Annotated in this window: 9 protein-coding genes; 1 reads left to right on the forward strand and 8 read right to left on the reverse strand. The window is 40.5% G+C overall.

The features are described 5' to 3' along the window. Positions 1 to 241 precede the first annotated feature (241 nt). Positions 242 to 1,906 carry a putative transporter gene (locus tag HC965_RS24455; RefSeq protein ID WP_191033946.1) on the forward strand — a complete coding sequence of 555 codons (1,665 nt, stop codon included), beginning with the start codon at positions 242 to 244 and terminating at the stop codon, positions 1,904 to 1,906. Between the two features lie 104 nt (positions 1,907 to 2,010). Here the strand turns inward: HC965_RS24455 and HC965_RS24460 are convergent, their stop codons facing one another. From HC965_RS24460 to HC965_RS24495, 8 genes are all read right to left on the reverse strand, one after another. Further along, on the reverse strand, positions 2,011 to 2,646 hold the full coding sequence (locus tag HC965_RS24460; RefSeq protein WP_191033947.1) for an AAA family ATPase: 636 nt from the start codon (positions 2,644 to 2,646) through the stop codon (positions 2,011 to 2,013). Positions 2,647 to 2,698: 52 nt separating this feature from the next. Next, complete coding sequence (locus tag HC965_RS24465) at positions 2,699 to 5,458, reverse strand: outer membrane beta-barrel protein (RefSeq protein WP_191033948.1); 2,760 nt, start codon at positions 5,456 to 5,458, stop codon at positions 2,699 to 2,701. A 242-nt stretch (positions 5,459 to 5,700) separates the two neighbouring features. Next, a complete protein-coding gene (locus HC965_RS24470; RefSeq protein ID WP_191033949.1) occupies positions 5,701 to 7,104 on the reverse strand; it encodes a DUF5074 domain-containing protein in 1,404 nt (467 codons plus the stop codon). Positions 7,105 to 7,134: 30 nt separating this feature from the next. Next, entirely contained in the window at positions 7,135 to 8,136 is a 1,002-nt protein-coding gene (locus HC965_RS24475; RefSeq protein ID WP_191033950.1) for a PKD domain-containing protein, read from the reverse strand. A gap of 94 nt (positions 8,137 to 8,230) precedes the next feature. Continuing rightward, positions 8,231 to 9,901, reverse strand: coding sequence for an MAC/perforin domain-containing protein (locus tag HC965_RS24480; RefSeq protein WP_191033951.1), 1,671 nt, complete (start codon positions 9,899 to 9,901; stop codon positions 8,231 to 8,233). An 11-nt stretch (positions 9,902 to 9,912) separates the two neighbouring features. Further along, positions 9,913 to 10,317 (reverse strand): hypothetical protein, encoded by a 405-nt coding sequence (locus HC965_RS24485; RefSeq protein ID WP_191033952.1) that lies wholly within the window; start codon positions 10,315 to 10,317, stop codon positions 9,913 to 9,915. A 254-nt stretch (positions 10,318 to 10,571) separates the two neighbouring features. Beyond that, positions 10,572 to 11,720 (reverse strand): DUF5074 domain-containing protein, encoded by a 1,149-nt coding sequence (locus tag HC965_RS24490; protein ID WP_191033953.1) that lies wholly within the window; start codon positions 11,718 to 11,720, stop codon positions 10,572 to 10,574. Then, positions 11,717 to 13,777, reverse strand: coding sequence for a TonB-dependent receptor (locus HC965_RS24495; RefSeq protein WP_191033954.1), 2,061 nt, complete (start codon positions 13,775 to 13,777; stop codon positions 11,717 to 11,719). The genes HC965_RS24490 and HC965_RS24495 overlap by 4 nt, the downstream gene beginning before the upstream one ends. Between the last annotated feature and the right edge of the window lie 176 nt (positions 13,778 to 13,953).

The following is a 13,953-nucleotide window of genomic DNA, read 5'->3' on the forward strand; positions in this document are numbered from 1 at the left end:
AAAACAAGAATTAATATTGTCTTTATTTTTATCTATCTCTTTCTAAATGTCCGTTGTTCGACTTGCAAATATAACTAATAAGTTAAAATAAAGCTCTTTTTTAGAGAAAATTCGCACAGTCCGCTTGCAGAATGTCGGACATTTGATAAAGAAAATAAAAGAGGAAAAAACTTGATTTACATCAATGTTATAAGTAATTTTGCACCCGTTTTGAAAAAGACATTATAAAAACTGCTATATTATGGATTGGTTACAAAGTTTATTGTGGGACCCCAGTTCCGTGGCACATATCGTGTTCCTCTACGCTTTTGTAGTGGCAGCGGGCGTGTATCTCGGCAAGATAAAGATATTCGGAGTATCTTTGGGCGTCACGTTTGTTTTGTTTGCCGGCATCCTAATGGGACATTTCGGCTTCACGGCCGATACACACATCCTACATTTCATCCGCGAGTTCGGATTGATTTTGTTCGTATTCTGTATCGGTCTGCAGGTGGGGCCGTCTTTCTTCTCTTCTTTCAAAAAAGGGGGAATGACACTGAACCTGTTGGCTGTAGGCATCGTAGTGTTAAATATTGCCGTTGCGCTGGGACTTTACTTCCTGTGGAACGGTCGTATAGAACTGCCGATGATGGTAGGTATCCTCTACGGAGCTGTGACGAACACTCCGGGACTCGGTGCTGCCAATGAGGCACTGAACCAGTTGAGCTACAACGGGCCGCAGATTGCGCTTGGTTATGCGTGCGCATATCCGCTTGGCGTGGTAGGTATCATCGGTTCTATCATCGCTATCCGCTACATCTTCCGTATCAATATGACGAAGGAAGAAGAAAGCCTGAAAGTTCAGAGCGGAGACGCGCATCACAAACCTCACATGATGAGTCTTGAGGTACGCAATGAATCTATCAGCGGAAAGACGCTGATTGAAATCAAACAATTCCTGGGACGTAAATTCGTTTGCTCCCGTATCCGCCACGAAGGTCACGTCAGTATTCCTGACCATGAGACTATATTCAATGTAGACGACCAGTTATTCATCGTCTGCTCGGAAGAGGATGCTCCCGCCATCACTGTATTTATAGGTAAGGAAGTGGAACTCGACTGGGAGAAACAAGACCTTCCGATGGTTTCGCGCCGTATCCTGGTTACCAAACCGGAAATCAACGGAAAGACGCTGGGTTCTATGCACTTCCGCAGTATGTATGGTGTAAATGTAACTCGTATCAACCGTTCCGGTATGGACTTGTTTGCCGACCCGAATCTGATTCTTCAGGTGGGTGACCGCGTGATGGTGGTAGGTCAGCAAGATGCGGTGGAACGTGTGGCAGGTGTACTGGGTAATCAGTTGAAGCGTCTGGACACACCGAATATTGTGACTATCTTTGTTGGTATTTTCTTAGGTATCCTTTTGGGTAGCCTTCCTATTGCATTCCCCGGTATGCCGACTCCTTTGAAATTAGGATTGGCCGGTGGCCCGTTGGTGGTGGCTATCCTTATCGGACGCTTCGGGCATAAACTACACCTGGTGACTTATACAACTATGAGTGCCAATCTGATGCTTCGTGAAATCGGTATTGTGCTCTTCCTCGCCAGTGTCGGTATAGATGCCGGTGCCAACTTCGTGCAAACGGTGGTCGAAGGTGACGGACTGTTGTACGTAGCTTCCGGTTTCCTTATTACCGTTATTCCATTACTTATCATCGGTATCATCGGCAAGTTATATTGCAAAGTCAACTACTTTACCCTGATGGGATTGATAGCCGGTAGTAACACCGACCCGCCCGCATTGGCTTATGCCAATCAGGTGACATCGAGCGATGCCCCTGCGGTAGGATACTCTACTGTCTATCCGTTATCTATGTTCCTCCGTATTCTGACGGGACAGATGATATTATTGGCAATGATGTAAATCGAGCTTAGCATATAAGCAGTAAAGCCGGCTATATTCTTCTATAGAATTACGCCGGCTTTATTCATTTCATATATCAGTATTATCTTGTACTATCTATCGTCTTATAGTATCAACTCCAATTTCTTCACCACAAACTCTTCTACAAACCGTACGGTTTCTTCCACTCCCAGTGAAGAAGAGTCCACACACAAATGATAAGTAGCTGCTGCTCCCCACGTCTTATAACTATAATAATTATAATATTCCGAACGTCTCTTGTCTGCTTTCTCGAGAATTTCTTCCGCAGCCTCTTCATTCACCTGGTGAATCTTGCATATCCTTCCGATACGGTCTTCTTTGGAAGCCGAGATAAAGACATTGGCACAACGTGGATGTTCGCGCAGGATATAATCCGCACAACGCCCCACAAACACACAGGACTTCTCTGCCGCCAAACGACGAATCACATCACTCTGAACCTTAAACAGAGCATCATTGCTCAAACAATTCGTGCATGGCATCGCCCCTTCACTGATAAACGGGAAACGCATACCGAACAATCCTCCAATAATGCCTTGTGAAGCTTTCTCGTCCGCTTTCTCAAAGAATTCCTTACACAGACCGCTTTCTTCGGAAGCCAGATTAATCAGTTCCTTATCGTAGAAGTCGATTCCTAAACGAGCTGCCAACTTCTCTCCGATTTCTCTGCCGCCGCTACCCAATTGTCGACCGATGTTAATTACATAATTACCGCTCATAGTACATTTTGTTTTATGGTTTGGTAGCAAACATACGACTTTTTTCGAAAACTCACATCATCAGACGAAAGTTATATTTGAAAGTTACGATGAAATATCCTTTAATTTCCTGTGTGCGGAACTCATAAAAGCCATCGGAAGTAGTCATGCGCCCAAAACTTTTCCTCCGCCCCAGAATATCCGACCAATGAGCCGACAACTCCGCCTTTTTCTCCTTCAGGAACCGCCAGGTAGCAGTCGCGTTCCACACAATCTCATTATCTTCGCCTTTCTTGATATTCGTACCACTACGCAACAGATACGCCGCATCCGTGCGCAACTGCAAACCGAAAGGGAAATCCACATAACCGTCAAAACGGAAATTATAATAACGCGTATAGTTATCATTATCATTCAGAGAATTGAGCGAATACTGATAATCCCAAGAAGTGGCAAGTTCAAGTCCGCCCCATGCAGGCTGATAGCCTGCTTGTACCTCACAATTCAATCCTGTATCATGCGTCGTACTCTTCTCCGGCTGCACATTCCTGTCCTCGTTCACCATACTGACATGATTGCTATACCTTCCCGCCGAATTCAACTTTAAAGAGAAATGTCTCCAACGCTTCCACCAGTTCGCACTTCCATACGTATTCCAGTTGCCGTTGATATTCACGGGATACGTCTCCCGTCCACCGGTCTGGACATCATAGAGCATCACATGCGTCACACTGTTCTGCTCCGTCTGCCATCCCGCATTGGCCGATATACCCTTCGAAGGATACTGAAAGTTCAAACGGATATTGTGAATAAACATCTGCTTCAAATCCGGATTTCCACGCGTGATATACAACGGATTACTATTATCCGTCAGCGGCATCAAATCCGACAGGGAAGGCTGCCGCGTCCTGCCGTCATAACTGAAGTTGATGCGCATCTTCTCCTTCTTATGCCACCCTACCCAAAGCATAGGCTGATAGTCAATGATATTCATGGCCGTATCCCCATGAAGCGTCCCCACCTTCCGGTCGATGGTACGTCTTTGCGGAGTGACCGCCACCGACGCATTGAACATCCAGCTGTCATCCGAATAATTGAATCCTACATTCAGGTCGTGTCCGTTGCTACGGCTATGACTCCGGTTACTCAGACTATCCACATAGCCGGCTTCATAACCGGAAGGTAACTCACCGAACACACCCGGATGCTCCAATAAAGACAACTCATAAGTAGAGCGATTATCCCGTTCATATTGGGTATTCCAAGTATATGCCGCCCTGAAATGCATCTTTTTGCCGATAGGCTGAGTGAAGTTCACCCCTACCCGCCATGAATTATTCCGCTGGGGAGATTTCAGATATTGATTACGATAAAGCACCGAATCATTTCCATTCTTATCTTGCAGCTTGAAATATGTAGTCTGCGACAGCGCAAAACTTTCATTATCGCCCCACGAATCCGAGTTCATAATATTCAAACCCAAAGTCGTTCCCTTCTCATTCAGACGTCGCATAATACCCATTCCCAAATCATACCGAGTTGACTTTCCATCCGAAAGCGAGCGGTTCTCACTACGGTTCACCTTTATATCTTCAGGGATAGATTCAAAATCTTCAAACAGGCGTTCATGGTTCACACTGGGCGGAGCGTCGAAGGAAGCGCTCTCGCTATTACTCACATTCTTATTGGGAGAGAATCCGAAATTCCCGTTGAAATGTATGCGCGTACGCTTATCCACTTCCCAGCTTCCCATAAAATTGGAATTTATCGACCTACCTTTAGAATATCCCTCATTGGCAGACGCAGAATACTGGTTGCCCGTCTTCAGATACTGTTCCTGATACATGGAATTAATATTCCCGTTCCGGTTAAGATTATAATTCACATTTCCGTTCAGCGTAAACTTCTTACCGAACTTATGCGTCATGTTCATTCCGACGGAATTATTGATATTATCCTTGTATGTACTATTCTGATAACGATTCGTAGAACGTGCAATAAAAGAAAGATTCTGCCCGTCCTTGCTGAAATAATTCACTTGTCCTTCCAAATCCTTCTTCTTGTTGTTGCCATAGCCTACCGTCGCATTCGTCAGCCACGTCTTGTTCAGTTCCTCTTTAGTTTGCAGGTCGAGCACATACTTCTTTTCCCCGGAACTAATGCCGGTAAACTCCTCCTCTTTTGATTTCTTGTCATACACCTTCAGTTTGCTAATCAAGTTTGCCGGCAAGTTTTCGAGTGCCGTCTTTTTATCTCCTGAGAAAAAAGACTCACCGTTTACATTGATTTCGCTGATAGGCTGACCGTTGTAAGTGAGCGAATTATCTTTCTTATTATACTCCAGTCCCGGCACACGCTTCACCAAATCTTCCAGATAAGCCCCTTCGGGAGTCTTATAAGCAGCAGCGTTAATGACGGTCGTATCCCCTTCCATCACCACCTCTTTCAGTTTCCCCGTGATGGTCACTTCATCAATCCGGATATCCTCATCCTTCAGCACCACCGTGCCGACATTCACCGATGCGGAATCACCCAGCGCACGATACACCGACTGCATCCCCATAAAAGAAACCTTCATCAAATACTGCTTTTTCTTCTGCGACTGATAATTGAGAGTAAACCGACCATTTCGGTCGCTCGTCGCACCTTTCACAAACGAAGAGTCATTCTTCTCCAAAACAACGATGCTTGCAGAAGGCAAGGGCTGTTTTTTATTATTATCAGGTTCCACAGTTTTCACAATCCCTCTGACAGTTCTCATCTGCTGTGCATACGTCATTGTATGTACACAAAAGATAAGCAAAAGAAGTCCACATAGTCTGCTAATTTTCATGTCAACAGTAGTCAAGTCTATATTCTTGTTTCAGTCGAAATTACGGGGTAAAATTAAAGAGTTTTCTTGAAAGCATACTACTTTATTCATTTAATTAAAACTAATTACATATCAATCACACAAGATATAGAATTATCGCACCCGGAAACAAGTACTCACAGAAAATAAAAAAGGCGATTAAAAACAAGAAGATTTCTTTTTACTCCTTGCTTCTAACCGCCTTTTCTTATTTAAAGGAAAAGTTACTTATCAAATCCTACGTCAACCCGCACCTTCTTTTCCACCTTTTTTCCATTAGAAATAGCGATAACCTTACATTCTGTATTACCTGTATTTTCTTTAGCAGTTACAGATAAGATTCCCTCTTTCAATGAATAAGTCACCAAATTATTTTCCGCAAATTCCACCTTCCGAATAATAGAAGCTGACGTATTATCCGCGTCAACAATCTTCTCCTTCAAATCAAATGTTTTAGTTTCTCCCGGAGCAACCAAAATTTGATTTATCAAGATCTCCGGTGTATTGGCATCTTCAAAGAAAGGTACGGCCGGGAACCAGTAATATCCATCAGTATTAGACTCTCCGCCTCCCAGTACATCAATTTCTTTCTTTAAAGATCCATCCGGATTGATTATATAAATCCAGTTATAATTCTCATATCCACGTGCTACAGTAGCAACCACACAATCTGTAATAGGATCTACACGAAAGCCGGCTCCATAAAAAGACAGCGATTTATTCTCATGTTTTCCCAGTGTATAAAATTCAGTATTGACTTCTTGAGTATCTATATCGTATTTTACAATTCCTGTAGTACTCCAGCCACCACCTTTTCCCCAATAAAGTACATTCTTTTGTGTACTGGCACAAAAACTACCTGCATTCCACGCCCCCCACGAGCTACCCACTTTCATTCCACCGGGATAATCTATTAATTCTTCCTCCAGCGTCAGCGGATTTACTTTCAGGAATTTATCAACTGTGGCAATCCATACGATACCATCCTTACTACGTGTCAATGTATTAAATGATCCATCCAATGTCTTTTCAACCGCATTGGTTGCAACATCAATCACATATACTTTCGCTTGGGTCAAAGCAAAAACCCTTCCTTCCGCATAACACATTGCTCCCATTTGTCCTTCAATTCCAGCCACAGGATCTCCTAATTGCAGATTAGTGATATCGAACTGACGGATACCATTACTATGACCAATATAGCCTAGCTTATCGTCCACCCCTACAAAAGAGCGCCCGTCTCCACCTATATCTGTGAAAACTGCTTTTTTCTTTAGCGTGTTCGCATCTGCTACAACCAAACGATTATTTTGTTTGGACACTAAATAGATATTATCTCCCCACGTTGTACCGAATTGAGTTGTTGTACCCAGAATCTCATCTTCATTGGCTGCCCGGTAAGCCCTATACACAACATCATAACCGTTTCCGTTTACTTTGAAATAATTTACCGTACCATAATCATGACCGAACCAATCCTCATTGGCCACATAAAAACCTTTTGCCTGATTCACTGCGGACGGTTGCGAATCCTCTATTACACCGACACGCGCCAAATCTTCATTATCATCACAGGCTGTAAAGCCAATTCCTAAAGCGATAAACGCCACTAAAAAAAACTTCTTCATTTCTTATTTTATAATTATGTGTTTAACTAATTATTTTGCCGATATATGCAGGTCTTCGATTTTGCCAACCTCGGTAGAAACCTCTCCCACCCAGCCGCAATACTGATTAACACCTGTATATATCTTTATAAAATCAACTCCCGGCAATTTTACAGCCTGTCCTTTCAAATCGACAGCCCAACCAATATCAAATACATCTCCATCTTTCGTATTATCGGCATATCCCCAATCATAAGCATTCAATGTCCAACGTGCATAGACGTCAGGTCCATTATCAACCCCATTATTAGCCAATAATGTACCTTTAAATACTATCTGATTATCAGTAATCCATTTCGGGAAATAATCTTGGTCATGGTATATGTTTTTATACACATAGCCATTTCTACCCTGGTTATCAGTCCAAGGGCAGTACGTGTCATCGGACAAGTAGTTCTCAAGATCTGGAGTAGATACGTGGTCTTTTTCGTTTCTGAAATAAGTGATCTCATACCCTTTAATCGTAGGCTTTTTATTATACTCACTGCCAGCCAATTCATACCATTCATCAGCGTCCGGTTTTCCATTCTGATTTTTGTCATAAGCCACCATCACAATAGCCGGTTCACTATTACCGATAAATGCATTTCCAACTATCCGAAAATCCTTTTCTCCTTCCACATTCTGAATAGTATGGTCGAAGCCAACTACTACATACCCTCCATAAGCTCCTAAGGTAATAAAACCGTTCTTTCCGTTTCCGATAGTAGACAGTACTTTCGCATTCATAGTCTCCTGTGTATCACCTTCCTCGTAGGACGGCATCGTATTGACAAACTGTCCCGGTGCCGGACGATAGTCAATGACCTTCGTAACATAGGGACTACCATCAAAATTCAATTCAGGATCGGGCTCAGTTCCTCCTTCTTCTTGTCCCCCTTCATTACCATTATCAACCTTATTATCCTCGTCAGTACAGGCTGTTAATAAACTTCCACTTAACAAGACAGCTCCAAAGAGAGCAAACATTAAAAATAGACTCTTCTTTTTCATGAATGATTAAATATAAAAATAGAACTTCAAATATAATTTTTTCACGCCATTTGTTTATTTTTGTACTAGATTCTATTAAGTACGACTTCATTACTTATAATCCAAATAAATGATATCCGACAAGCTCATGTAATGATATTTGTTTCAAATTATTAATATCAATAGGTTTTTGTATTCCATATTGTATCCAAATAGGAGCATAAGCCAAAGTAAAAGCTGTCTTACTTTTCTTGCAAACCATATATACGTTGTTATTTTCCTTACAAGTACAATATTCATAATCAGAGATATTTGATGTCATGTTATATGTATCAAATTGAAATTCTTTTTTAGGTAAAGATGCAACAACTTCCGTTATATTTTTATCATCATAAGGAGATGGAACAGTTAGATAATAATGTTTGGCTTTGACTTTTAATCCCGAAAAAAACGATTTCCCCTTACCTATCATTGAATCAAATACAGACTGTACAAAAGCGTTTGTTATAGAAATTCCTGGGAGTTGAGTTGATTCTATTCGAATATAATCACCATATTTAGTTACTAAAAATAAAGAAGCAAATCTCATATCAATAGTCCCATAAGTTTCTAAATATAAGTATGGCTCAATCAACCCCATGTGAGGGATGTTAATGCCAACAGTTGTGTATCTTTTAGCTTGCTCTTTAAAGTTCTCTTCTAATAAAAAATCATAAATAGGTACAAGACCTTCTTCAGATATTTGTGAAACAACTAAGAGACTTTTATCTTTCAAAGATTGTGCCCATGAATCAAAACTTATGTCCGACAAATTGTCAATGTTTGCAGGAGGGGTAAATCTTGATGAAGAAAAATCTCCACCGAAAGTTCTATAAGATATATTTATGGCAGAATATTTTTTCACAGAGCCAGAAGCATTTGCTTTACTTTTATGTATTGAAATATCAGCACTTCCACTGACACCCTTAAATGACATAGTTGCATTGATGCTATCTGACATCGTTTTAGATCTGTATTCATAATTTTCGTGAGAAGTAAATGTACCCTGATACATAGCAGTTAATATACCACCAGTTTCTATTCCTGATATAACAAAATAGCCATATGAGTTGAGAATATCTAGCATATGCATATTATATAGATCTTTTTTGAATCTTAAATTATAAAGACCTGAAAGGTCTTTATACGTGCTCTCTGACATATGAATGCGATGCAAGGAATCACGATAAATGATTTCCATTTTTCCATAGACAGATTTTGTTGTATCAATAATCAAAGAATTAAAAACTTCTGTGTATTTCTTTCTACTTCCAAATCCAAAAATCTTGCCAACTATTGGAATATTAGTCAGAGAAAAACCTCCTTTAACAGCTTTAGTCACACTTTCAGATTTAGCATAACTATCAAAACTTGTAAATGTGGTAATATCAGGTAACCAAGAATTTATTAATCTGGAAGATTTTAAATCCAATTCTTGGTTATTTTTACCTACTTCAATTATTTTATCAATGTCAAATATTGGCGAACTTATATTAGCAGCATCAATTAATGGTAATGTGATAGGTTTAAATCCATGTCCCAAATATTGATATTGATGTGTTATATCACTTCTCGTTTTTGAATCATAAACTGGACTATAGTTTAATTCTAAAGGAAATCGAGAATCTCTATTCCTGATAGTAAATTCCTTTGTTTTTACATTATCAAGATTATAAAATTCTTGTTCATTCGAACAAGAACATAAGCAAAGAACAATTGTGATTAATAAAAAATGAGTAAGTTTCATAATGGTATATTTTAATTATTAATGATTCTTGTTAGAATTATATAGTTGCGTTCTTCTTCTGAATCAAATCTTATTAACTTTATCTTATTTTTCTCCGATATCAGAAAATGCCATAATCCATTGATAACTAATTTATCACTGTCACCATATACATTATAGAATCTTACCTCCTTGTTTACCATTGAATATTCAAACAAACAAGATTCATCCTTTGACGAATTAGAAAAACAAGATCCCTCAATTCCTGAATCAAAAGAAATAACAATAAAACTTTCTACACCAGCAAGTACTATTTTCCCTTCCCATAATGTTCGTGACAAGTCATTAGAATTCCAAGCAACTTCTTCCGAAGATTCTTTAGAACAAGAAACAAATAGTGAACCCACCATGATAAATAATAAAAAAATTCTTTTCATTTTTCTCTCCTTTATTAATTTTATATTTGTAAAAAAATATTTATACACACAAAAACTAATGGAAACTGATAATCCATTATAGAGAAAAGAAAATACAAGAACTCTTAATAAAATTCTAGTTATTGATTCTTATTGCTCAATTCCGCACCAGCTTTAAATTTATGTTTTGATAGGTCTTGACCTACCTTTTATGTTGATTCAAAACTTAACGAACTATTGATTTCATATAAATAAAGTATTAAACATATTTCTATTCACTTCACCAATCCTTCTGTTACAAAAGCAAAGTGTCCGGGGATATTTCCTCCCTGAGTTTTCCATCTCAACTTTCCTTCCGGTGAAAAGCAGTATACAAAACCAGACACTACGTAATTTTGGGCGTCAGACATCAATATTTCCTTCGTTTCCGGATTGATGGCTAATCCATAGGGAATCATAATTTCTTTTTCCGTTCCATCGGTGATAATCCTGTCGGTTAATTCCTTTTTAGTCCGGGTATCCAGGATTCCATACGTCACTCGGTTTCCACCCGAAGTCATACTATATGCCACGCTGTAATAGTAAAGTGAGTCTCCACTCATACACATTCCCCCTACGGGAATATCCAAGCATTGCTTCACTTCATCCGTCCGGCTATCTATCACATACAGGTTGGGAGAAATATTTTTATAATCTCCCCGCGAACTTACATAAATATCACCACGCTTGTCAATAGCCATCCGGTACAGGTTGATAGCGACCTCTATTTTCTTTTTCTCTTCAAAAGTCTCCAAATCCACAACAGACACCGTACGGTCATAATTCGGTGCCCGATATCCTCCTGAATTAGCCACATACAATTTACCTTCATGCACTACCATTTCTTCCGGCTGATACCCTACCGTAACCTTCCTTGTCAGTTTCAAAGTGACCGTATCTATTTCAGCCACCAATCCTCTCTCCGCATTCGGGTCAATCTGGACAGGCCCTGCATACGAACTCACATAGGCTTTTCCATTGTGGAAAGCCAGATAACGGCAATTAGGTATTTCTATTTCCTTGAGTTTCCGTGCGGTACGCACATCAAAGACAACCACCAAATTGGACACATTAATAATCGCATATACCTTCTGCCCATATACCTGAATATCATTTCCCACATCACCCAACTCTTTTACAATGTCAGGGTTCCGTTCTGAGAAAATATCCCGAGTATAATAACCCGTGGTATAATCAAAGTAGTCGAGCGAAGCACCATTCGTTCCCATATTTCCCTCATTCAGTTGGTAGAATCCTTTAATACGTGTACCTACCAATGGTAGCGTCACTTGTACGCTATCCGAAAGGAATATTTGCTCATCTTCCCGGCATGCCGAAAAGAATAAAAGAAACAGTAGCAGGGGGATTAAATATAATTTTCTCATAAACTCAAGCTTATTACAAACCGGAAATTTCGTCCGGGCATCGGATAATTAAGTACTACATCGTAATATTGATTGAATACATTATTCATCTCCACAGAGGCTTTCAACAAATATCGGTCACAGAACCGAAATTCTTTTTGCAGAGAGAAGTCATGCGTATACCAAGGCTCTACGTAATTGCGAGGTATGTTATTTACAGAACCGTTATAGCGTTCGCCTACATAGATAAAACTGTAATTCAATGTCCAGGTATCATATTCCGCACCGGCAATCACCGAACCGCTATGCCAGGGTGTATAAGGAATCTGGTCGCTATATGAAGACAGTTTCTTACCGTTTATTTTCGTAAAGTCCTGTGCTTTCGTAAAAGAGTAGGTAAGATTCGTATGCAGTTTGACCGGTCCGGCATGTCCCGACACAGCAGCCGAAACATCTACACCTTTACTTTCCACTTTTCCCATATTTGTCATCATCCAACGAAAACTACTACCGGTAGGAGCAGCTATAATTTTATCAGTAATCGCGGCATAATAAGCGTCAGCTTGCACAGAAACCCGGTCAATCCATCCAGATTTGAACGCCTTCTGATAACTTCCTCCAATATTGAATTGATCTGTAAACTCCGGTTTTAATTGACTAAATCCGATTTGTGCATAATAAAGGTCATTGAAAGTAGGCAAACGAAAAATCCGTTTATAAAACGCACGCAGGTTGAAGTCATGATTATCGAAAGGCTTATATCCAATGATGAGCGCCGGAGAAAACTCCGACTTGTCCGGTGCTTTTACATTATTCCTCACCTTCTCTACTACGAATGTTCCCAACACATCAGCTTGCAGTTTCCACTTTCCCAAATTCAAGGCTGTAGCAAACGCTGCCCAAGTAGTATATCGCTGTGGAAAAGTAAAAGGAGTCCCTACTCCACGCATTACAGCATTCAGTTTATTATATTGGAAATCAACAGAAAGGGAGACATCCCACACAGGAAGGATGCTATACATGTTCACCATAGATATATACCAGTCCTGCTGATAATAAGTATTGTCGAACTGCATCTTTTTAGTCACATTTTCCTGCAAAAACTGAACCGTATCCCTCGAAAGATAATGCGTGTAATCATAGGCAAACTTTCCGTTCAACTGTATTTTATACCTGGGAGTTATGTCTTTCACAAAGGTAGCTTGAGCAAAGAAGTTCTTATCTCCTTGCCGCTCCCCATTCTGCCATACATTCTTTACGATAGCTCCGGGCAGCCCCCGGTCCGAATCATAATAGTACAACTTGGCCTGCCAATAGCCGTTACGCACCGTCCCATATACACCCGCCTCCATACGATAAGCCTCTATGTCGCTATTCCAACGGGTAGCAGTCGTGTCATAAGCCACTTCTCCTGTCTGGTTCAGACGTCTGTAACGGAACTTATATTGTCCGTCGGATTTCATATATTCTCCGCTCAGACTAAAACTTAACTTATCATTCAGTTTCTGTTCCAAACGTATGGAAGGATTGATTAACTGAATACTCCCCGCCTTGTATCTCACCAGCAGATTAGTATTCTTCCCTCCCTCAAACCTGGGTTTCTTTGTTTTCAAATACACTGCAGAAGCAGAAGCGAAGTCTTTTGCAGACTGAAATATTTCACTTTTCTGTCCATTATACAAAGATAGTTCTTCCAAATCATCCAAAGAGAAACGTCCCAAGTCAACCACCCCGTTTTGTGCATTTCCTATCTGAATACCATCATAGAAAACTCCGACATGGTGTGAACCCATATTACGCACGTCCACCGTTTTCAGTCCACCCATACCGCCGTAATCCTTAATCTGCACACCGGAAAAATAACGTAATGCATCGGCTACATTATGCGTATTCAACCGTTCCAACTGCAATCCATTGAGTCTTTGGGCGGGAATCACTTCTTTATATGGCTTTGCCGTAATCACAACCTCATTCAAGTGCTGCAAACTATCCAGCCGACTTTGCGCCACCACCAATAAAGGAAGCCCCAGGCAACCTGCCACTACCCATGCCATTTTCCAAACTACTTGTCTTATCATTCCGTCCGTTTATTTTTCGACAACAATAAACTTTCCGGGGAAAGGGCATTCAAAGATAGAAAAGGGCAGTCTGCTCCCATTCAACAGAGCATAGATCGGTATTCTGCATAGGCAGACACCACGCATGTCGCACGTCTTTACAACAGCTACTATAATATGATTGAATTAAAAACTGC

Source organism: Bacteroides sp. GM023 (assembly GCF_014750685.1).
GTDB lineage: Bacteria > Bacteroidota > Bacteroidia > Bacteroidales > Bacteroidaceae > Bacteroides.

What these genes read in the sequence shown, in the direction of transcription:
- HC965_RS24455 (WP_191033946.1), top strand. Translation starts at nt 242, where the DNA reads ATGGATTGGTTACAAAGTTTATTGTGGGACCCCAGTTCCGTGGCACAT.
- HC965_RS24460 (WP_191033947.1), bottom strand. Translation starts at nt 2,646, where the DNA reads ATGAGCGGTAATTATGTAATTAACATCGGTCGACAATTGGGTAGCGGC.
- HC965_RS24465 (WP_191033948.1), bottom strand. Translation starts at nt 5,458, where the DNA reads ATGAAAATTAGCAGACTATGTGGACTTCTTTTGCTTATCTTTTGTGTA.
- HC965_RS24470 (WP_191033949.1), bottom strand. Translation starts at nt 7,104, where the DNA reads ATGAAGAAGTTTTTTTTAGTGGCGTTTATCGCTTTAGGAATTGGCTTT.
- HC965_RS24475 (WP_191033950.1), bottom strand. Translation starts at nt 8,136, where the DNA reads ATGAAAAAGAAGAGTCTATTTTTAATGTTTGCTCTCTTTGGAGCTGTC.
- HC965_RS24480 (WP_191033951.1), bottom strand. Translation starts at nt 9,901, where the DNA reads ATGAAACTTACTCATTTTTTATTAATCACAATTGTTCTTTGCTTATGT.
- HC965_RS24485 (WP_191033952.1), bottom strand. Translation starts at nt 10,317, where the DNA reads ATGAAAAGAATTTTTTTATTATTTATCATGGTGGGTTCACTATTTGTT.
- HC965_RS24490 (WP_191033953.1), bottom strand. Translation starts at nt 11,720, where the DNA reads ATGAGAAAATTATATTTAATCCCCCTGCTACTGTTTCTTTTATTCTTT.
- HC965_RS24495 (WP_191033954.1), bottom strand. Translation starts at nt 13,777, where the DNA reads ATGATAAGACAAGTAGTTTGGAAAATGGCATGGGTAGTGGCAGGTTGC.